18 protein-coding genes are annotated in these 20,438 nt (G+C 70.2%); 10 read left to right on the top strand and 8 right to left on the bottom strand.

Annotation, left to right across the window (positions count from 1 at the left end):
• Positions 1-82: 82 nt before the first annotated feature.
• Complete coding sequence (locus ACGFY9_RS02425; protein ID WP_393751124.1) at positions 83-793, top strand: SLATT domain-containing protein; 711 nt, start codon at positions 83-85, stop codon at positions 791-793.
• A 20-nt stretch (positions 794-813) separates the two neighbouring features.
• Here ACGFY9_RS02425 and ACGFY9_RS02420 read toward each other — a convergent pair whose 3' ends face one another.
• Positions 814-2,358 (bottom strand): PstS family phosphate ABC transporter substrate-binding protein, encoded by a 1,545-nt coding sequence (locus ACGFY9_RS02420; RefSeq protein WP_393751122.1) that lies wholly within the window; start codon positions 2,356-2,358, stop codon positions 814-816.
• A 143-nt stretch (positions 2,359-2,501) separates the two neighbouring features.
• Positions 2,502-4,658: a serine/threonine-protein kinase gene (locus tag ACGFY9_RS02415; RefSeq protein WP_393751120.1), complete on the bottom strand. Its 2,157-nt coding sequence runs from the start codon at positions 4,656-4,658 to the stop codon at positions 2,502-2,504.
• Positions 4,659-5,004: 346 nt separating this feature from the next.
• On the opposite strand from ACGFY9_RS02415, the gene ACGFY9_RS02410 reads away from it, so the two are divergent.
• From ACGFY9_RS02410 to ACGFY9_RS02395, 4 genes are all read left to right on the top strand, one after another.
• On the top strand, positions 5,005-6,360 hold the full coding sequence (locus ACGFY9_RS02410; protein ID WP_393751118.1) for an aspartate aminotransferase family protein: 1,356 nt from the start codon (positions 5,005-5,007) through the stop codon (positions 6,358-6,360).
• A gap of 167 nt (positions 6,361-6,527) precedes the next feature.
• On the top strand, positions 6,528-7,232 hold the full coding sequence (locus ACGFY9_RS02405; RefSeq protein ID WP_393751767.1) for a GntR family transcriptional regulator: 705 nt from the start codon (positions 6,528-6,530) through the stop codon (positions 7,230-7,232).
• Between the two features lie 26 nt (positions 7,233-7,258).
• Positions 7,259-9,685, top strand: coding sequence for a dolichyl-phosphate beta-glucosyltransferase (locus ACGFY9_RS02400; RefSeq protein WP_393751116.1), 2,427 nt, complete (start codon positions 7,259-7,261; stop codon positions 9,683-9,685).
• Positions 9,686-9,775: 90 nt separating this feature from the next.
• Positions 9,776-10,426: a hypothetical protein gene (locus ACGFY9_RS02395; protein WP_366494480.1), complete on the top strand. Its 651-nt coding sequence runs from the start codon at positions 9,776-9,778 to the stop codon at positions 10,424-10,426.
• Between the two features lie 36 nt (positions 10,427-10,462).
• Here the strand turns inward: ACGFY9_RS02395 and ACGFY9_RS02390 are convergent, their stop codons facing one another.
• Positions 10,463-11,197: an SDR family NAD(P)-dependent oxidoreductase gene (locus ACGFY9_RS02390; protein ID WP_393751114.1), complete on the bottom strand. Its 735-nt coding sequence runs from the start codon at positions 11,195-11,197 to the stop codon at positions 10,463-10,465.
• Positions 11,198-11,285: 88 nt separating this feature from the next.
• Here ACGFY9_RS02390 and ACGFY9_RS02385 point away from each other — a divergent pair, with 88 nt between their 5' ends.
• Positions 11,286-11,912: a TetR/AcrR family transcriptional regulator gene (locus ACGFY9_RS02385; RefSeq protein WP_393751112.1), complete on the top strand. Its 627-nt coding sequence runs from the start codon at positions 11,286-11,288 to the stop codon at positions 11,910-11,912.
• A gap of 44 nt (positions 11,913-11,956) precedes the next feature.
• Here ACGFY9_RS02385 and ACGFY9_RS02380 read toward each other — a convergent pair whose 3' ends face one another.
• Positions 11,957-12,829: a helix-turn-helix domain-containing protein gene (locus ACGFY9_RS02380; RefSeq protein WP_393751110.1), complete on the bottom strand. Its 873-nt coding sequence runs from the start codon at positions 12,827-12,829 to the stop codon at positions 11,957-11,959.
• Between the two features lie 146 nt (positions 12,830-12,975).
• Here ACGFY9_RS02380 and ACGFY9_RS02375 point away from each other — a divergent pair, with 146 nt between their 5' ends.
• Positions 12,976-13,191: a 4-oxalocrotonate tautomerase family protein gene (locus ACGFY9_RS02375; protein WP_019070350.1), complete on the top strand. Its 216-nt coding sequence runs from the start codon at positions 12,976-12,978 to the stop codon at positions 13,189-13,191.
• Positions 13,192-13,195: 4 nt separating this feature from the next.
• Here the strand turns inward: ACGFY9_RS02375 and ACGFY9_RS02370 are convergent, their stop codons facing one another.
• Positions 13,196-13,486 (bottom strand): hypothetical protein, encoded by a 291-nt coding sequence (locus tag ACGFY9_RS02370; protein WP_393751108.1) that lies wholly within the window; start codon positions 13,484-13,486, stop codon positions 13,196-13,198.
• Between the two features lie 189 nt (positions 13,487-13,675).
• Here ACGFY9_RS02370 and ACGFY9_RS02365 point away from each other — a divergent pair, with 189 nt between their 5' ends.
• The 3 genes from ACGFY9_RS02365 to ACGFY9_RS02355 all read left to right on the top strand — a co-directional run bounded on the left by ACGFY9_RS02365 (position 13,676) and on the right by ACGFY9_RS02355 (position 14,527).
• Complete coding sequence (locus tag ACGFY9_RS02365; RefSeq protein ID WP_393751107.1) at positions 13,676-14,035, top strand: DUF6247 family protein; 360 nt, start codon at positions 13,676-13,678, stop codon at positions 14,033-14,035.
• A 63-nt stretch (positions 14,036-14,098) separates the two neighbouring features.
• The gene (locus tag ACGFY9_RS02360) at positions 14,099-14,374 is read left to right on the top strand and encodes a hypothetical protein (protein ID WP_393751105.1); all 276 of its coding nucleotides are present in this window, start codon (positions 14,099-14,101) and stop codon (positions 14,372-14,374) included.
• Between the two features lie 51 nt (positions 14,375-14,425).
• The gene (locus ACGFY9_RS02355; RefSeq protein ID WP_393751765.1) at positions 14,426-14,527 is read left to right on the top strand and encodes a DUF397 domain-containing protein; all 102 of its coding nucleotides are present in this window, start codon (positions 14,426-14,428) and stop codon (positions 14,525-14,527) included.
• Between the two features lies 1 nt (position 14,528).
• Here ACGFY9_RS02355 and ACGFY9_RS02350 read toward each other — a convergent pair whose 3' ends face one another.
• From ACGFY9_RS02350 to ACGFY9_RS02340, 3 genes are all read right to left on the bottom strand, one after another.
• Entirely contained in the window at positions 14,529-14,819 is a 291-nt protein-coding gene (locus ACGFY9_RS02350) for a hypothetical protein (RefSeq protein ID WP_393751103.1), read from the bottom strand.
• A 14-nt stretch (positions 14,820-14,833) separates the two neighbouring features.
• Positions 14,834-18,409, bottom strand: coding sequence for a DNRLRE domain-containing protein (locus ACGFY9_RS02345; protein ID WP_393751101.1), 3,576 nt, complete (start codon positions 18,407-18,409; stop codon positions 14,834-14,836).
• A 116-nt stretch (positions 18,410-18,525) separates the two neighbouring features.
• Complete coding sequence (locus ACGFY9_RS02340; RefSeq protein ID WP_393751099.1) at positions 18,526-20,337, bottom strand: bifunctional metallophosphatase/5'-nucleotidase; 1,812 nt, start codon at positions 20,335-20,337, stop codon at positions 18,526-18,528.
• Positions 20,338-20,438 lie beyond the last annotated feature (101 nt).

Below are 20,438 nucleotides of genomic sequence, written 5' to 3'. Positions count from 1 at the left end.
CCAGATCCTTCGCCACCCATTGGGCGGTAGGAAGGGTCCGGCACATCAGCATCAGGTGTCACACGACGTAAGGGAGTGCCGGGTGGGTCAGCCGGAGATTCAGCCCGAAGGCGGCGATCTGGCCGGGCGGACGTTTCCGCTCGGGGACTGGGGCGAGCCGACGGCCCGGCTGGACGAGCTGTACCGGTGGGTCGAGCGCGGGGCGCTGGAGACGGCGGCCCGCTATCTCACGGACCGGGTGTGGAAGCGGCGCGGGGCGCGGATGCTGCGCGCGGGCGCGGCGCTGGGCACGCTGGCGGGGGCCGCGCTGCCCCTGCTGGACCTCACCGGGGTGGTGGGCGGGCTGGCCGCCTGGGGCTATCTGGCGCTGCTGCTGGGGGCCGCGTGCGTGGCCGGGGACCGGTTCTTCGGGATGACGTCCGGCTGGATGAGGGACGTCGCTACGGCGCAGGCCGTGCAGCGGCGTCTTCAGGTGCTCCAGTTCGACTGGGCGTCGGAGGGTGTGCGGGAGTTCCTGGGGCCCGCAGAAGGCACGGCGAGCGAGGCCGTGGACCGGTGCCTCGGGGTGCTGCGGCGCTTCTCGGAGGACGTGACGGAACTGGTCCGGGTGGAGACCGCCGACTGGATGGTGGAGTTCCGGACCGGGGCGGGGCCGCTGGGCATCCAGTCGGCGGTGGTCCCCGGGAGCCGGCAGGAGGGGACCGTCGTCCAGGGCAGGTTCCCGCAGCCGCCGGGGCCGGGCGGCGGCAGCCGGCCGAACATGCCGCGGCAGCGGCCGCCGGAGCCGAGGTGAGGTGGGGTGGGGTGGACCGCTCAGCCGTCCGCGCACAACCCCGTCGACTGGGTCGCCGAGCACGGCAGGTGACCGTGGGCGCGGATGACGTTCTCACCGGTGCCCTGGCCGACGTAGGCGAGGAAGCTCGCGGCGAGGGAGCCGGCGGCCGGGCGGTCGTAGGTGTAGGCGTACTCGACGCCTCGGTACGGGTACTCGCTCTTGCCGTACTCGATGTCCGAGACCGAGGCCGGCGCGCCGTCGAGAGGCACCGGGCGCAGGCCCTTGTGTCCGGTCGCAAGGGTGACCTCGCTGTAGCCGAGGGCGCCCGGGACTTCGGCGACCTTGTCCAGCACCTTCTCCGTGGAGTCGAGTTCGCAGCGTGTGACGGGGGCGGAGCCGTCGTCCTTGTGGACGCAGTCCAGTGACGTGCTGGGGACCCGTTCCCAACTGTCCAGCACCCGCTGCTGGAAGATCTGCCGGGTACCGGAGTCGGCGTTGCGGCTGACCAGCACGATGGGCAGGTCCGGAAGGCCGGCGCCGAGCTGCCTCCACCGGGTGACCTGGCCGCGGTAGATCCGGCGTACGTCGGCCAGGGAGAGGCCGTGCGGGAGGTGGACACCGTTGTTGACGACGAGGGTGAACACCGACAACGCGACCCGGGTACCGAAGAGTTCACCGGTTCCCTCGGTGGCGGCGCCGTCGGAGAAGGCGATCACCGAGCGGGCGCTGCTCGCCGACTGGTCGCCCAGGGACGCGAGTTCGGCGACTCCGGCCGCGCTGCCCCGCGCGTCCACCGTGATGCGGGAGTCCTCGCAGTCCTTCTCGTACTGCTTCGCCAGCTCCTGGGTCACGGGCGCGAAGGCCGTCGAGCCGGTGATCCGCAGCGTGCCCTTCTCGCAGCCGAGGGGCGGCGGGGTGTCGTCACGGGCGATGACGATCGTGGCCAGCGTCACCACGCACACCGTGAGCATGATGGTGATCAGCCGGGAGGCGCGGCTGAAGAGGGGCAGCGTCTCGTCCGGGGTCGCGCTGCGGTTGGGGTGCACCTCGCCGTCGCGGATGCCGCCGATGAGCCGGATCGGGCAGCCGACGTCGCCGCCGGACAGCAGCACCAGCAGCTTGAAGTGGTCGCCGCGGTTGAGCGGGACGCGCGGGATGCGCAGGGTGTTGCCGTCGTAGCCGAGACCGGCCGCCGGGGTGAAGTGGTCCATCAGATGGTCGGTGCCGACCGGCTGGGTGACCGAGACACCGCGGATCGTACGGTCGGTGAACACCGCGGTGAGGCCGTGGAGTTCACGCCCGGTGTAGTCGTTGTCGGCGATGCTCTGCGAACCGTCGTTCTCGATGCGCAGCAGGACGAGGGTGGCGTCGGACATGCCGGGGACCTCGTCGAAGAGGCCCAGGCGTCTGTTCGCCCGGCCCGAACGGACGTCGTCGCCTATGGGGTTGTCCATCTGGACGCGGTAGCCGATCCGCTTGCGGCGCGGCACCCGGCGTTCGTACCAGACCATCACGCCGGACGCGACGATGCCGAGCACCGCCGTGCCCACGGCGACGACGTTCTCAGCGCTCAGCCACTCCACTGCGGGCCCCCGCTCCCCAGCCGGATCGTGGGGTCACGGTACGAGCGGTACCGGAAAACACGCAGGGGGTCTTGGCCGAAGTTCGCGTGACGTTCAACTGGCCCTTCAGTGAAGGGAGTTGTGACGCGAGTGGTGGAGGGTGCTCAGCCCGCCTTCGTGTACGTCAGCTTCTCCCCGTTGCTGGTGTTCACCCGCTCCAGCGTGGTGTCCGACAGCAGGGTGATCTCGGTGGCGGAACCCGGGTTGCACGACGAGAGCGGCTTCCCGGAGGTGACGGTGGACGCCCCGATCGCCAACGGGCTCTCCCCGCCCGGCTCGTGGGCGAGGTCCGCGCTGAACTCGCAGTGGTAGCCGGGGCCGTCCGCGACGAGGGTGAGCACCGGGGACCCCACCTTCCCCTGCCGGATGGTGAGTTGGCGGGTGTTGTGGCCCGTGGCGTTGTCGATGGACGCGTTCCAGGTGCCGAGGTATCCGCTGGGTACGGCACCGTCGCCGGACGTCGTCGGAGAGGGTGAGGGCGATCGGCTCGGCGTCGGCTCCCCCGTGCTCGGCCCCGGGGTCGTGGGCGCGGCGCTGGTGGCCTGACCGCCCGAACCGGCCTTCGTACGGCCGCTGTTGCTCCCGCCCTTCATCAACGCGTACACCGAACCACCGGCGCCCAGCGCGACGACCAGCGCGACCACGACGAGGAGTGCGGTCGACCTGCCGTTCCTGCGCGGCGGCTGGGGTTCCCCGTACACCGGGGCCACTCCGACCGGCCCCGGGCCGTAGGGCGGGGTGGCGCCCAGGCCGCCGTTGTGGGGGTAGGGGTTGTACGGCACCTGGCCGCCCCAGCCGAGGAGTTGGCGGGCGGGGGGCTGGGGGTAGTCGGGGGCGGCGGAGGGCTGGGGGTGCTGTTGCGGGTAGCCGTAGGCCGGGTGCGGGGGCTGTGGGGGAGGCGGTGTCCGGGTGGCTCCGGCCGGGCCCGCGACCACCGTCGGGAGGTGGCTGTCCGGCGCCGCGACGGGCGCCGGTGCGGGTGGTGCCGGGGAGGACTCGTCGGAGGCGGGGGCGTGCTCGGGGGAGGCCTCGGCGACGGCGGCGGGTGTGCGGGTGATGGGGGTGCGGGTGACGGGGGTCTTGCTGAACGGGTCCGGCTTCTCCGCGGGGACGGGAGCGGGCGCAGAAGCGGGAGCGGGTGCAGGCGTGGAGGCGGGCGTAGGTGTGGAGGCGGGCGTAGGCGTGGCTCGCTGAACCACAGCCGCACCTTCCGCCTCCGCGCCCTCCGTACCCCCTGCGCCCTCCATACCCCCCGCCTCGGAACCCTCCGCGCTCCCGGCCTCCGAACCGCCCTCCCCCGGCTGCCCCTTCTCCGGGTCCACCCGTTCCAGCTCCGTCGTCTCCGGGTCCTCCGCGTCCAGCAACTGCACGGCGTGCCGCCCGAGTTGGGCGACCAGGGCACCCGGCAGCCACGGGTCGCGGGACCGGCCGCCGGAGACGGTGTCCTCGGCGCCCGTGCGGTCGAGGATGCGGTTGAGGGTGGGGCGGGTGGCCGGGTCCTTGCGGAGGCAGTCGCGGACAAGGTCGGCGATGCCCTCGGGGACGCCCGACAGGTCGGGTTCCTCCTGGGCGATGCGGAACATCAGGGCGTGGACACCGCTGTTCGCGGCGCCGAAGGGAAGGGTGCCGGTCGCGGCGTAGGCGAGGACGGAACCGAGGCAGAAGACGTCGCACGCCGGGGTGATGCGGTCGCCCCGCACCTGTTCCGGCGCCATGAAACCGGGCGAGCCGACCAGCGAGCCGGTGCGGGTGAGTCCGTCGCCGGCCTGTGTCTCCAGGGCCCGCGCTATGCCGAAGTCGATGACACGGGGGCCGTCGATGGTCACCAGCACGTTGGACGGCTTGAGGTCGCGGTGGACGATGCCGGCGGCGTGGATGTCCTGGAGCGCGTGCGCGAGCCCGGCCGCGAGGATCCGTACCGACCGCTCGGGCAGTGCCCCGTGATCGCGCCCGACGACCTGTTGCAGGCTCGGCCCGGCTACGTACCCGGTGGCCACCCACGGCACCTCGGCCTCGGTGTCCGCGTCCAGCACGGGTGCCGTCCAGTGGCCGCCGACCCGTCGCGCGGCCCGCACCTCCTGCCGGAACCGCGCCCGGAACTCCTCCTGCGCGGCGAGGTCCTCCCGCACCAGCTTCACGGCGACCGTGCGTCCCCGGTCCGACCGGGCCAGATACACGTGCCCCATGCCACCGGCCCCCAGCCGGGCCAGCAGCCGGTACGCCCCGATCCGCTGCGGATCGGCCGCCCCCAGTTTCTCCACGACCGCGCCGCCTCCCCTGAATTCCCCGGTCACGCCCCGGTCGCGCCCCTGTGCACCGTGCCCCGTGCCCCGTGCTCCGCGACAGACCGAGAATAGTGCGGGGAATCGACGAGACGGCCGGCCCGGTGTCTACGGTTCCGTAACGGGAGACGCCGTCCCCCTCTGCAGGCTGGGGTCATTTCTAACCGGTCACATGGGTGGACAGCGGTTAGTTTCACCCCCAGCTTCCAGCGCCCACACACACCGGACCGCCCGCCCCACCCTGGACAACCTGTCGCGGAAACCCCCCGACCACAGACAGGACGCCGATTCCGTTTCCGTATCGCGGACATTTACGCTCACCCGCATGACCCCTCAGCCCAACCCCCAGGCCGGCGCCGCCGTGAAGGCCGCGGACCGTGCGCACGTGTTCCACTCCTGGTCCGCGCAGGAGCTCATCGACCCGCTCGCCGTGGCCGGCGCGGAGGGGTCGTACTTCTGGGACTACGACGGCAAGCGCTACCTGGACTTCACCAGCGGGCTCGTCTACACGAACATCGGCTACCAGCACCCGAAGGTCGTCGCCGCGATCCAGGAGCAGGCCGCGACGATGACGACCTTCGCGCCCGCGTTCGCGATCGAGGCCCGCTCGGAGGCGGCCCGGCTCATCGCCGAGCGGACGCCCGGGGACCTGGACAAGATCTTCTTCACCAACGGCGGCGCGGACGCGATCGAGCACGCGACGCGCATGGCCCGGCTGCACACCGGCCGCCCCAAGGTGATGTCCGCCTACCGCTCCTACCACGGCGGTACGCAGCAGGCGATCAACCTCACCGGCGATCCCCGCCGTTGGGCCAGCGACAGCGCCGCCGCCGGGGTCGTGCACTTCTGGGCGCCCTTCCTGTACCGGTCCCGTTTCTACGCCGAGACCGAGGCGCAGGAGTGCGAGCGCGCCCTGGAACACCTGGAGACGACGATCGCCTTCGAGGGGCCGGGCACGATCGCCGCGATCGTCCTGGAGACCGTTCCGGGTACCGCCGGGATCATGGTCCCGCCGCCCGGCTATCTCGCCGGGGTCCGTGAGATCTGCGACAAGTACGGGATCGTCTTCATCCTGGACGAGGTGATGGCCGGGTTCGGGCGGACCGGTGAGTGGTTCGCGGCGGATCTGTTCGACGTCGTACCGGACCTGATGACCTTCGCGAAGGGCGTGAACTCCGGCTACGTGCCGCTCGGCGGTGTCGCCATCTCCGGCGCGATCGCGGACACCTTCGGCAAGCGGCCCTACCCGGGCGGGCTGACGTACTCCGGGCACCCGCTGGCCTGTGCCGCGGCCGTCGCGACGATCAATGTGATGGCCGAGGAGGGGGTCGTAGAGAATGCGAAGACCCTTGGCACGACCGTCGTCGAGCCCGCGCTGCGGGCGCTGGCCGAGCGGCACCCGAGCGTCGGCGAGGTGCGCGGGGTCGGCATGTTCTGGGCACTGGAGCTGGTGAAGGACAGGGAGACGCGCGAGCCGCTGGTGCCGTACAACGCGGCCGGTGAGGCGAACGCGGCGATGGCCGCCTTCGGAGCCGCCGCCAAGCAGCAGGGACTGTGGCCGTTCATCAACATGAACCGGACGCACGTCGTGCCGCCGCTCAACGTGACCGAGGCCGAATTGAAGGAGGGCCTCGCGGCTCTGGACGCGGCGCTCTCCGTCGCGGACGAATTCACCGCGTAGAACCGCGTGCAATTCGGCGCCGAATACACCTCTTAGCACCCGGAATGGGCGGGTCCGTTCAACTGGTGCCCGCATCCGGGCAGGACGGGAACCCGAACGCGTAAGGTGGCGTGCTCGTAGACATATACGAGTACGCCATCGAACGCGACGAGGGAGACGCCCCGACGATGCCCGGAGGAAGCAGCGGCAGCGGCGCCGTGACCCGCAGCACCCTGCGGCAGCAGATCGCCGACGCGTTGCGCGACGAGGTCCTGGCGGGCCGGCTCCAGCCCGGTCAGGAGTTCACGGTGAAGGAGATCGCCGAGCAGTACGGCGTCTCCGCGACTCCGGTCCGGGAAGCGCTCGTCGATCTCTCCGCGCAGGGACTCCTGGAAGCCGACCAGCACCGCGGCTTCCGCGTCCACGAGTACTCGGTGGCCGACCACCGCGGGATGATCGAGGCCCGCGCCCTGGTCACCGAGGGCATGTTCCTGGCCCTGACCGAGGGGCACCCCGTCTTCGACCGCACCGACGACCCCCGTACGGTCGCCGCGCTCGCCGGTGTCCGCCGCCGCGGCGAGGAGGCGCAGCGCGCCGCCGACGCCGGTGACCTCTCCGTCCTGATCGGCTACGACCTGCGCTTCTGGCGCGAGTTGAGCGCCATGTTCGGCAACCCCTACCTCGGCGACTTCCTGCACCGGCTGCGCGTCCAGTCCTGGGTGTGCACGGTGCAGCATCTGCGCCGGCTGAGCGATCTGCGCGGCCGCCTGTGGTCCGAGCACACCGAACTGGTCGACGCCCTGGCGCGGCGCGACACCCCGGCCGCGCGCTCGATCGTCCTGGCGTACAACACGCACTCCCTCGACCTCATCGAGCGGCTGGCCGCCCGGTGACCGGACCGGAAAGGGCCACTCCGGCCGTGGAGCCCAGTGTCGCCGTCGTGGACCTCAGTGTCGTCGTGCCCGCCTACAACGAGGAGCGGCGGCTCGGGCCGACGCTCGACGCGATCACCATGTATCTGGGCGACAACGAGGGCCGCTTCGGCGACTGGGAGATCATCGTCGCCGACGACGGCTCCGACGACGGGACCCGCGAGGTCGTCATCTCCCGCGCCGACCCCCGTGTGCAGCTGGTCACCAGCCCCCGCAACCGCGGCAAGGGCCACGCCCTGCGCCTCGGCGTCGCCGCCACGCGCGGGCACCGGGTCCTGGTCACCGACGCCGATCTGGCCGCGCCCATCGAGGAGTTGGAGAAACTCGACAAGGAGCTGAGCGAGGGCCACGCGGCCGCGATCGGCTCCCGGGCCGCGCCGGGCGCGACGATCGAGAGCCACCAGCATCCGATACGCGAACTCCTGGGCCGCGCGGGCAACTTCCTCATACGCCAGGCCGCGGTGCCCGGCATACGCGACACCCAGTGCGGCTTCAAGCTGTTCGAGGGCGACCGCGCCCGCGAGGCCTTCGCCGCGTCCCGCATCAACGGCTGGGGCATCGACGTAGAGGTCCTCCAGCACTTCCGCCGCGCCGACTGGGAGGTCGCCGAGGTCCCGGTGCGCTGGGCCCACCAGTCCGGCTCGAAGGTACGCCCCCTCGACTACGCCAAGGTCCTCACCGAACTCGGCCGCCTCCGCGCCCGCTCCCTGCGCCCGGTCGACATCCTGGTCACCGTCCTCTTCCTCCTGATGTCGGTCGCCCTCTACTCGGGCCGCTTCTTCGACCCGAACCACCGCTACCTGGAGGACTCGCTTCAGGACCAGAACCAGTGGGAGTGGTTCTTCGCGGTCACGGCCGACAACGTGGCCCACTTCCACAACCCGTTCTTCTCGAACCTCCAGGGTTTCCCCGACGGCGTGAACCTCATGGCCAACACGGTCATGCTGGGCCTGTCGGTGCCCTTCGCGCCCCTCACCCTGCTGGCCGGACCCGCGGTCTCGCTCAGCGTCTGCATGGCGCTCGGCCTCGCGGCCACGGCCGCCGCCTGGTACTGGCTGATCGTGAAGCGCGTCGTACGGCAACGGGCCGCGGCCTTCGTCGGCGCCTCGCTGGCGGCCTTCGCCCCGCCGATGGTCAGCCACGCCAACGCGCACCCGAACTTCGTCATCCTCTTCATGATCCCGCTGATCATCGACCGCGCCCTGCGCCTGTGCGCGGGCACGCGGGTGGTCCGCGACGGCATCGTGCTCGGCGTGATGGCGGCCTACCAGATCTTCCTCGGCGAGGAGCCGCTCCTCCTCGCGTCGATCGGCATGGTCCTGTTCGCCGCGTCCTACGGAGTCCTCAACAGGGATGTCGTCCGGACGTCCTGGCGCCCCCTCCTCAAGGGCCTGGGCATCGCGGCCGGGGTCTGCGCGCCGATCATCCTGATCCCGCTCTACTACCAGTTCATGGGCCCGCAGAGCTACAAGAGCGTCCTGCACGGCGACAACGCCGGCAACAGCCCGCTCGCCCTGCTCTCCTTCGCCGAACGCTCCCTGATCGCGGGCAACGAGGTCCGCGCGAACTCCCTCTCCCTCAACCCCACCGAGCAGAACGCCTTCTACGGCTGGCCGCTCGTCGCCCTCGCCTTCGCCATCGTCGTACGACTGTGGGAGCACGCCCTCGTCAAGGCGCTGGCGTTCACGGCGGTCGCGGCGGCGATCCTGTCGATGGGCCCCAAGATCCGCATCCCGCTCACGGACACGGTCTACCCGGGCCCGTGGGCCCTGCTCGCCCACAAGCCGCTCTTCGAGTCGGTGATCGAGGGCCGGGTCGCGATGATCTGCGCACCGGCACTCGGCATGCTGCTGGCGATCGCGGTGGACAAGCTGGCGGCCACACGCCAGATCGGCACGCAGTACGTGGGCCTGCTCGCCGTGTGCATGGCCGTGATCCCGATCATCCCGGCGCCCCTGAAGGCGGTCGACCGGGCCGCGGTACCGGCCTTCTTCACGGACGGCACCTACAAGTCGTACGTCCGCGCCGGCGAATCCATCGTCCCGGTCCCGCTGGCCGACCCCGGCGCGGCGGAGCCCCTGCACTGGCAGACGGCGTCCGGCCTCGGCTTCAAGATGCCGGGCGGCTACTTCAACGGCCCCTACGGCGCCGACCGCATCGGCATCTACGGCGCCTCGCCCCGCTACACCTCCAACATGCTGCGTGACGTCCGCTACACCGGCGTCATCCCCACCATCGGCAAGAACTGGCAGGCGCAGGCCAAGGCCGACTTCGCGTTCTGGCACGCGGGGGCGCTGGTGGTCGCGCCGCAGCCCAACGACGACAAGCTCCGCACCGCTGTGGAAAAGCTGGTCGGCAGACCCGGTAAGTGGGTGGACGGCGTGTGGGTATGGGACCTGCACGAGGGGAGCTGACCCGGGCCGCACCGACTACTCTTCCCCCTACTCTTGCCTGACCACCATGCGAGATCCACGATGCGCAGCGAGTAACCGAGGAGCCCCCTTTTGGCCTGTGACCTGTGGCTGGTCCCGCTCGTCGACGTGTTGTGCCACACCCCCGACAATCCGTTCGCCGAGGAACTCGCGCTCTACAACTCCCTGTTGGCCGAGGCCGGGCTCCCCCCGGTGCCGGTGTACCAGTACATGCCGGGCCTGTCCGGCGAGGTCGCGCCGGTCGCGGGCTTCGACTACGACGCGCTGCACTTCCTGCGCCGGGCCTACCTCCTCCAGGTCTGCGGTCTCCCGGTGACGCCGGTGGACGAACTGGGCGGCGACTACGAACAGCTCCTGGAGATGTTCGAGACCACGGCCCAGCAGTCGCACCTGGTCTGGCACTACGACCACGCGGGCGCCTACGTCCCGGTCGACTTCCCGCACCCGCTCGCGAACGACGAACTCCTCGCGGGCGGCGGCCCGTTGGGCTCGTCCCAAGCCCTGCTCCGCGAGCTGGAGTTCGTGGCCCCGACGATCGGTATCGACCCGGCGAACCCACCGGCGACGCCCGAACCCCCCTCCGCTCCCACGGAGTTGGAGGAACCGGCGGTGGCCGCACCGTACGACCCCAGCCCGTTCGCCCGCGAGCGGCACGTGTGGCTGGGCCTGCACGCGGCGGCGACGCGGAGCCTGGCCCAGGGCTCGATGATCGTGTTCAGCTAGTGCTCCACGATCCGCCGCGGCTTCCACCCCTCCCGGCTAGACGGCGGTGCGTCCGGCGTCGGCCGCGAGGGTGGCGCCGGTGAGGTAGCTCGCGCGGTCCGAGGCGAGGAAGAGGATCACCTCGGCGATCTCGCGCGGGGCCGCGAGCCTGCCGAGCAGGGTGGTCTTCGCGAACTGCACGGCGTTCTCCTCACCCATGTTCGCCAGGACCATGTCGGTCCGCGTGGGACCGGGCGCTACGGCGTTCACGCGCACGCCCGCCGGACTGAACTCGGCCGCCCAGGTGCGCGTCAGCGACTCCAGCGCGGCCTTGGTGGCGCTGTAGACGGACAGCCCGGGCAGGCCGATCCGGGCGGCCATGGTGCTGACGTTGACGATGGAGCCGGAGCCCTTGGCGATCATCGCGGGCACCAGGGCGGCGGTGAGGAGGTACGGGGCGCGGACGTTGGCCGCGAGGGTCTCGTCGAGCGTGCCCGGGTCCTGGTCCACGGTCGGTGCTCCGGGGAAGATCGCCGCGTTGTTGACCAGGATGTCGACGGGCCCGGCCGCTTCGGCGAGGCGGCGCAGCGCGGCCGGGTCGGTGAGGTCGGCGGCGACGAAGCGCGCCCTGCCACCGGCGTCCGTGATCGACCGTACGGTCGCGGCCCCGCGCTCGGCATTGCGGCCGGAGACGACGACCTCGGCGCCGGCCGCGGCCATCAGCCGTGCCGTCTCGGCGCCGATGCCACCCGTCGAGCCGGTGACGAGGGCGACCTTGTCGGAGAGTTCCATGGCGATTCCTTCCAAGAATGGGTTGCGCGACCCACACTGGTCCGAAAAAAATGGGTTGTCCAATCCAGAATCTGCTAGCGTTGTGGGCATGAGCACCGAGGTACGTCGGCCCCCCGAGAAGAAGCTGACCCGCAAGGGGCAGGAGACCCGGCGCCGGATCGTGGCCGCCGCCGCGCAGCTCATGTACGAGCGGGGCGTGACCGAGGCGACCCTGGAGGACGTGCGGGCGGCCGCCGGGGTGAGCGGCTCGCAGATCTACCACTACTTCGCCGACAAGCAGGAACTGCTGCTGGCCGTCATCGAGTTCCAGACCGAGGCGGTCCTGGACATGCAGAAACCGCTCTTCGCCGGACTCGACACCATGCGGGGCCTGCGGCAGTGGCGGGACGCGCTGGTGGAGTACCAGCTCCGGATGCAGTGCCGCGGCGGCTGCCCGATCGGCTCCCTCGGCAGCGAGATCGCCGAGACCAACCCCGAGGCACGGCTCGCCGCGGCCAGCGGCTTCCTGCGCTGGGAGTCGGCGATCCGCGGCGGCCTCCAGGCGATGCGCGACCGCGGTGAACTCGACACCGACCCCGACGACCTCGCCCTCGCGACACTCGCCGCGCTCCAGGGCGGCCTTCTCCTCACCCAACTGCAGCGCCAGGTCAGGCCGTTGGAAGTGGCGCTGGACGCGATGCTCGACCACATCGAGGCGCACCTGAAGCTCACATGAGGCGAGCGTGAGGGGTGCCCGTTCCGTCGCGTCGGCCGGTGGTCTCAGCCGGTGGTGCGGGAGGGGTCCTCGGTGGCCGCCATGTCCTGTGTGCCGATGACGCCGAGCAGTTCGAGCTGGGCGGCGCCCTCGGTGCCGGGCGGGGCCGTGAACCACAGGAGGCGCTGGCGGCCGTCCTCACTGAACAGGCTGTGGCAGTCCAGCTCGATGACGCCCAGCGCGGGGTGCACGATGCGCTTGTGATCGGTACGGCGCAGACCCACGTCGTGGGTGTCCCACAGGGCGGCGAACTCCGGGCTGCGCCGCCGCAGCGCGGCCGTCATCCCGGCGACCTCGCTGTCGCGGCTCCGCCGGGCGGCGACGGCCTGCAGGTCGGCGACGAAGACCCGTGAGTGGTGCGCGTGGTCCTCGGGCGGGTAGACCGCGCGGGAAGCCGGATCGGTGAACCAGCGGTACGCGAACCCGGTGGCGGGCCCGCGCGGCTCCGGCGCCCGCCCGAGCAGGGCGGCGGCCAGCTCGTTCTGTACGAGGGTCTCGTGCAGGTCGGTGATGACCTGGGCCGGGGTGGTGGCCAGCCGGTCCAGCAGCCCGAGCAGGGCGGGCTGGACGTGCCGCGCGCCCACGCCGTGCGCCGACTCGGGCAGCGGACGGTCGGCGAGGTGGAACAGGTGGTCGCGCTGGTCACCGCCGAGGCGCAGTGCCCGGGCGAGGGCGGCCAGGGTCTGCGCCGAGGGCTGGGCGCCGCGCCCCCGCTCCAGCTCCGTGTAGTAGTCGGCGGACAGCCCCGCCAGCTGCGCGACCTCCTCGCGCCGCAGTCCGGGCACCCGGCGCCGGGGCCCGACGGGCAGCCCCACATCGGCCGGCCGGACCCGGTCACGCCGGGACTTGAGGAACGCCGCGAGTTCGGGAAGGTTCACCCGCCCATCGTCTCCTCTCCACGAGTTCCGAGCCAGGGGCCGCCAACCCCTGGGTGGGCTCAGCCCTGGCGAGGCGGGCGACGCGGACGGATGGTTGTCCCATCCCGCAAAGCACCACACAGAGCACCACGAGAAAAGAGAGCACCATGCCTTTCGCGAACTTCAAGGTCCCCGCCGGCGCCCTCACCGCGGAGCAGAAGGAGCAGATCATCACGCGCACCACGGACCTGTACGCCGAGATCTTCGGCGACGGCGCCCGCGCCACCACGCTCGTCCTGGTCGAAGAGGTCGCCGACGCGGGCTGGGGCATCGGCGGCGGCGTCCTGACCCTCGCCAAGATCCAGGGAACGCCGCAGGAGTAGGGACCTAGCGAACCTTGGTGAGACCGCTCGTGACGTCCTCCGCGTTCATCACCGGGGTGTAGGTCAACTCGGCACCCAGGTTGAGGAAGAGCGGCTCACTGATCGACGGGATGTCGGAGGGATCCGCCAGGTCGAAGAACAGGAACGCGGTCCGCTTGCCGTTCTCGGCGGTGAAGTAGGCCGCCTCGGGCTTGATCTGCTCCAGGGTCTCCTGCATCAGCTTCCCGAGAGTCCCGTTCCGGATGGCGTCGTTCCCCTTCTCCGTGTCCATGGACGCTTTCAGCATCATGCGCATCGCAGTCACCTTCTTCTGGTTGGCGTGCGCGGGTGGACGAATTCAGGATATGCCCGGACAAAGGGGGCGGCCCGGTGGGGACGCCCCCTTTCCGTTCACCGCTGGTGCGGCAACCGGATCGTCCGCACGAGACGCGGTCGCGATGCGCGCTAGAGTCCAGACCAGCGACGCCACGAAGGGAACAGCAGCATGAGCGTGCAACACGCCGAACATGACGACGTCCCCGCGATCCCTCGCCCGGACCGCACCCCGCGTGGGCTGCGCGCGGCCTGCGCCATCGTGGCCCCGCACTTGCTCCCCTCTTACGACCAGGCCAAGGACCAGGCCCTCACCGAGGCGTTGCAGCACAACTCGGTCAGACCTGTCCACGCCTATCTCGCGCACTGGGCCGCGCTGATCGAGATCGAGCGACACCCCGCGACAGCGAGGGCCTACCACCGCGCCGAGTACCTTGCGCGGATCGCGACCACGCCGGACGAGGCGCGCGTACACCTGACCACCGCGAGCGCCATCTACCGCGAGGCGGCCGAGGCGGTGCGCGACGCGTGAGCTGGGCCTGGGAATACGTCCCCGACGAGGAGACAGTGGCATCCGGGCGCGCCACCCGCGTTCGTGGCCGCGGTCGAGAAGATGGCCGACGAGTTGGTCAGAGCCGCCGAGGCACTGCATCTCCACGGCCCCGCCTACCAGGATGCCGACGAGGGAGCGAAGCACGCGTTCGTGGACGGCGGCTTCTTCGTGTACATGGTCACACCGCTGCGCGGAACTGGTCACCATCTGGCAGATCACTCCCGATCCGGGCCCGGACGCCTGACCTCTCCCCACCGTTCCAGCGCAGAGCGCAGCAACAGCGTGTGGACGAAGTGGTCCGGTTCCGTCGGGCGGTAGCACCAACTCAGGGGCCGTAGACGGCCCTGTTACCCGTCGCCTCCTCCACGACTGGGCCACGCCACCCACATCCGCGACTCCAAGAACCCCGACGGCCCACACCTCACCGTCTCCGGCGAAGCCTGGGCCGTCTTCGTCTCAAGTACCGCCTGAGCTACAGGTCCTGGAGAAACCACAGGGTCAGGGCGAGCACCGCGACCCCGCGTATCACGACCAACGCCAGGTTCACGCCCTTGAGTTTTCCGGCGCGGTGCCACAGGGCCCACGTCACCAGCAGGGACAGCACGACCGCGAGGATCAGCGTCACGGCGGCGGGGACGGCGTAGAGCACGTTGCGGTGGGCCCACAGCAGGTAGGTCCACCACACGGCGGACGCCGTGCTGAGCAGGGACTCGCCCACCAGAAGGGTCCTGCCCTCAGAGGGGGCCAGGATCGGTGTCGTCATCTGCCGTTCTCCTACTAGTAGTTGGGGTAGACGGTGACGACCCACAGGGCCTTCGTCTTCTGCTTCTTCATGGGGTAGTTCTTGCGGTTCTTGCCGTGCTGGCTGATGTAGATGTTGCCCTTGGAATCGATTTTGGTGACGACGGCCGTGTGGTCGATGCCCTTGAAGCTCGTGCCGTCCTGGTTGTAGAAGACGATGTCACCGATCTGCACACCGCTCGGGCCCGAATGCCACTTCCACGTCGCCATGGCGGAGATGAACTGCGCCAGGAACGGCGCGCCCGCCCACGTGTACGACTGCGGATGCAGCGGGTGGGTGATCTTGCTCCTGCGCCACCAGTAGCCGATGTTCGCCCGCTTGGAGGCCGGCCCGTACTTCATCGCCATGCCGCCGCCGCGGTTGAGGGACTTGGAGGCGAAGTTGGTGCAGTCCTCGGAGTACTCGGCGGAGTCGTTCCAGTGTGCCTTCGCGTAGGAGGCGACGCCGCTCCACGAGATGCTGGTCGAGATCTGCTGGGCCTTGAAGGACGCGGCGGTGGCCGTGCTGGTGGTCGTCGTGCTCGTGTCGTCGATCAGGTTGCCGTCCGCGTCGGTGGCCACGGCCGACGGGGCGCCGTCGTCGCTGAGTCCGCTGTTGGCGGACGCCTCGTCGGCGAACTCGGTGAGCGCGTCGTCGCCCGCGCTGACGACGGCCTCGACGGCGTCGGCGTCGGCGTGGCCGGTCAGGACCGGCGGGCTTCCGGGGGTGAAGGTGTACAGCCCGGTGGTGGCCTCCGCGGTGTCGGTGGCGTCGGGGTCGTCGGTGTCGATGCCCGCGGTCGTGGTGGAGGCGTTGCTGGAGGTCGCCCGAAGCGTGACCGTGCCGTCGGAGTTCGCCATCGCCAGGACGCCGGTCAGGGTGACCGCAGGTGCCTCGGTGTCCATGTCACCGCTGGTGAGCGCGGCCCTGTCGGTCAGCGGCAGGGTCTGCTCGGTGTCCAGGAGGTCGCTGAAGCCGGCGCCGGTGTCGCTCGCGTCGGCGGCCGTCGCCGCGTTGGCGGCATCGCCGGTGAGCAGGGCGTTCTGCGCCTCCAAGTAGTCCTGCAGTACGGCCTGGTAGGCAGCTGTGCCGCCGGTGACCGCGGCCGGGGTGACCGCCGAGGACGTCACGGAGGCGCTGGTGCCGTAGGTGTTGGCGGCCGTCACCGTGAACGTGTACGCGGTGCCGTTGGCCAGGCCGGTGAGCACCGCCGAGGTGCCGGTGGTCGTCGCGGTGGCCGTGGTCGTGCTGCTGCCCTTGACCTTCGCTGTGACGGTGTAGGTGATGTCGTCGGCCGTGGTGACACCGGTGGAGGCCGGTGGGCTCCAGGTGACCAGGGCGCCGGTCTCCCCTGCGCGTCCGGTCAGATCGGTGACAGCCGACGGCGCGGTGCCGCTGGATGTGTCCGTGCCGTCGTCGGTGTCCGTGTCGGCCACGACGTCGAGAGTGAAACTCCGCTTGGCCGTGTAGGAGGAGCAGACGTTACCGGCGCAGGCGCGCACCTTCCAGGAGTACGTGCTCCCGTCGGTCAGCAGACCGTCCGGCACCTGTAGGGCGGCCCGGCTGCCGCTGTCGGCGGTCGTGGTGCCCAGCGGCGTGCTGCCGACGACCGCGCCGGAGGCGTCGTACAGCTGGTACTGCGCCACGACGCTCGCCTGGCCGGGCGCGTTCACGACACCCGTGAGCAGCGGTGTGGTCGTCTCGGTCGCACCCGTCTGCAGTCCGGTCGGCACGTCCGGGATGTCCAGCGCGCCGGTGTCGACGGTGTACGGCGTCCATGAGGTCCAGGCCGTCGAGTAGTCGGTGCCGTCGTAGGCGCGGGCGCGGATGCGCAGGTGCTTGCCGTCGGGCAGCGGTGTCGAGGCCGGGACGCTGAGGGCGGCCGCCTTGCCGGAGGCGACGTACGCGGTGGACTTGGTCAGCGTGTACGTGGTGTCGGCGTAGTCGGGGTCCGGCTCGATCGCGTACTGGACGCGGACCTTGGCACCGGAGTCGGCGTCGGAGACCTTGGCCGAGAACACCGGGTTGACCGACGTGACGATCTTCTCGCTGCCGCTGGTGGTCTTCGGCGACAGGGTCAGCGAAGTCGGCGTCTTCGGGTACGAGTTGTAGGTGACCGTCAGCTTGGGCGCGTACCCGGCGGTGGCGTAGTTGGCCGAGCGCCAGCGCCGCCAGGTCAGCGAGTCGGACTCGTCCGCGCTGTTGAGCCGCAGGCCGTAGTTGGGCAGACCGTCGGCCCACGCCTGCACGATGGCGTCGATGTCCCAGTTGTTCCAGTTGGCGGGGCAGGCCGAACTGTAGCCCCAGGCCCCGGTGTTGACCACCGCGCCCACCGTGGTCGTCGTGGGCTGAGCGCCCCAGGTGATGCTGGACGAGGACCAGTCCGAGGTGATCCGCCGTACCCGGGTGCCCGCACCCGGGTCGCACGAGGACGAGTAGTACGAGTACAGGGCCAGGTTGGTGTCGAGGATGTCGGTGCCCACGAAGTCCGAAACGTCGAACTTGAGATAGGAACGGGCTACGGAGTCACCGCCGTTGTACGTGCCCGACTTCAGCTCGGTCGAGGAGATCTGCGAGTCCGTGTACTCGGGGGTCTGCACCCAGGTGTCGGTGGTCACCGCCAGGGTGCTCGTCGGGTCGACGGTGACCGGGTAGGTCAGGTCCTCGTCGAAGTAGGACGCGTCCGGGGTGAGGACCAGGGTCTGGGTGCCGTCGGCTGCCCTCTCGATGTCGTAGTCCACCGCCGCGACGTGCTTCGACTCGCCGGAGGCCCGGTCCTTGGAGGAGTCCCACATCATCGGCGCCGGGGCCTCGGCGACCAGGTCGCCGTCGTCGTCCTTGAGGAAGAGGTGGCCCGAGTCCGCCTTGGAGACGGTCAGTCCGTGCAGGGCCAGCGGGATGCGGAAGGAGACGGTTCCGTCGGCGGGCGGGGAGTCCAGGACGACGTTCTCCGAGAAGCCCTGCGGCAGCGCGGTGACCGTCAGCTTCTGGTCGTCGCCCACGTCGTACGAGGCGGTGTCGCCGTCGACGGACGGGGTGGGCAGGGCATCGGGCCAGCTCATCCCGAAGGATTTGCCGTCCGCCGACACGGAGGCGAGGTGGGTGTCCCCGCCGTCGGAGACGGTGATGTCGGCGGCCGCGGCCTGCGGCTCCAACGCGGCACCGGCGTCCGAGAGTTCGGTGTCGATGGGCTCCCAGGTCCCGTCGCTGTCCTGGACCCGGATGGGACCGGCGTAGCTCTCGGTGGTCAGGGTGCCGTCGGGGTTGACGTACGTCGTGGTTTCCTCGGTGCGCTGCGAGGTCAGTTCGACCCGCACGCCCGACAACTTCGCCTGCCTGCGGGCCAGTTGATCCGGCGTCAGGAAGGACAGCGCCTTCGCGGCGCCCTCGCTGCCGGTGTCCACCGCAGGGGTGACCTGAAAGGCCTTCGGAGCGACCGGAGTCGAGGCGGCCTCGGCGAACGTGCCGGATCTGAGGGGCACGTCCGTCGCCGCCGCCGAGAGCAGGAGCAGGGACAGCCCGGCGGCCGTACGTCGTACGGCCGCCGGGGAAAACCGTCTTCGATATGACATGAACGGAACATAGTTAATGTCTGGTGTGAAGACGCCGTGAAGTTGATCGTTCACAGCAACTCACAGGAATCCACAGCCTGTTGCCAGAAAGTGGACCCCTGGAGCTCCCGGATCTCCTAGAAGACCGCCGTCCCCGCCTGTGTCAGCTTCCAGTTGACCGAGGCGAAGTCCGCCGGGTCCAGGCTGCCCTTCGCCGTGACGTAGGCGATCATCAGGTCGCGGATCTGGTCGGTGGCGCTGTAGACGGTCTCCGCCGACGCGATGTGCGGGTAGCCGGAGCCGCCGTTCGCGCGGTAGTTGTTGACGGCGACGACGAAGACCTGGTCGTCCGCGACCGAAGTGCCGTTGTACGTGAGGTTCTTGATGCGCGAACCCTCGGCCTGGGCGATGTCGATGTCGTAGGAGACACCGGCCGCGACGTCGTACATGTAGTCCCAGAAGCTGTTGGCGTTCGTCAGGGTCGCGGTGTCGACCTTCGTGCCCGCCGGCACCTGGTGGTAGTACTTCGCCGCGTACTCCAGGTAGTCCTTGAGCTGGGCGCCCGTGAGCTTCTTGCCGTAGAGGGTGTTGTCGTAGATGTAGAGGCCGGCGATGTCCTTGATGGTGACCGAGCCCTTGGGGATGTCCGCCGTGCGGCTGAAGGGAGCCGCGACCGAGATCAGCGGGAGGGCCGCGTCCGCCGTCGACAGGCCCGCCTTCACCGAGTCCATCTGCACCTGCTGGATGAAGTCCATGATCGGGACGTCCTTCCAGCAGGACTCCGCCGCCGAGAGGTCCTCGGTGCAGGTGCCGACCGCCGTGTTGACGTACTTCACGACCAACTCGTGGTCCGCTTCCAGGAGTTTCTTGATCTCCGGGTCCTCGTCCACCGTGTTGGGGTTGAGGGTCTGCGCCGTCTTGCTGGTGATCTTCCACTGGCCGCGGACGAGTTCGAGCTCGAAGTCGAAGACGCTCAGGCGGTAGCCCCAGCAGTACGGCTCGGAGAGGAGGACGTCGTCGCCGGTCTCCTCGTTCTTCACCGTGTACGACGGGATCTCCACGTGGGTGTGGCCCACGAGGATCGCGTCGATGCCGGGGACCTGCTCGGCGACGAGGTTGGAGGCGTTCTCGACGTACGGGAGCTCGTCGCCGTAGGACGAACTGCCGTCCAGGCCCGAGTGGTCGGTGAGGAAGACGACGTCACAGCCGAGCGCGCGCAGCCGCGGGACGTACTTCTTGGCCTGCTCGACGAGGCCCGGGAAGACCATCTTGCCGCTGACGTTGTCCTTGTCCCACAGCGCGATGCCCGGGTTGGTGAGGCCGAGGATGCCGACCTTGATGTCGGGGGCGCCGGGGACGCGGATCCTCTTCACGGTGTACGGGGCGAACGCGGGGCGCAGGGTCTTCGCGTCCAGCGCGTTGGCGCCGAGCAGCGGGAAGTGACACTGCTGCTCGAACTTGCGCAGGGTGTCGATGCCGTAGTTGAACTCGTGGTTGCCGAGGGCGGCGGCGTCGTAGCGCATGTGGTTCATGGCGGTGGCCATCGGGTGCTTGGAGCCGCTCGTGATGGGGTCCACGCGCGCGAAGTAGTAGCCCAGCGAGGTGCCCTGGATGATGTCGCCGGCGTCGACGAGGAGGACGTGTCCCTCGCCCTTGGCCTTGCGCTGCTGCTTGATGAGGGTGGCGACGCGGGCGACGCCGACGGAGTTGCCCTTGGAGTCGGAGTAGGCCTTGTCGAGGTAGTAGTCCCAGTCGAAGACGTGGCTGTGCAGGTCGGTCGTGCCCAGGATGGAGAACGACCAGGTCTTGTTCGGCTTCGGGTGGGGCTTGGGGTGCCGGTCGGCGGCCTCGGCCGGGGTCACCGCCGCCGTGCCCGCGACGGCCGCGACAGCGCCGGTGACGGCGGACTTCTGCACGAACTCACGGCGATTCATGGGATTGACGGGCATTCAGGACTCCTGGGGAGGGCGCGGAAGGCGGGTGTGGCATGCGGGGCGCGGCGGGCTACCCGCGTAGATGTTGGCCTTCGCCTGTTACCGGCGTAACCACG

It is taken from the genome of Streptomyces sp. NPDC048504 (genome assembly GCF_043200035.1).
Lineage (GTDB): Bacteria > Actinomycetota > Actinomycetes > Streptomycetales > Streptomycetaceae > Streptomyces.
The sequence above is the reverse complement of the archived record's forward strand: the minus strand, read 5'-3'. Positions and strand labels throughout refer to the sequence as shown.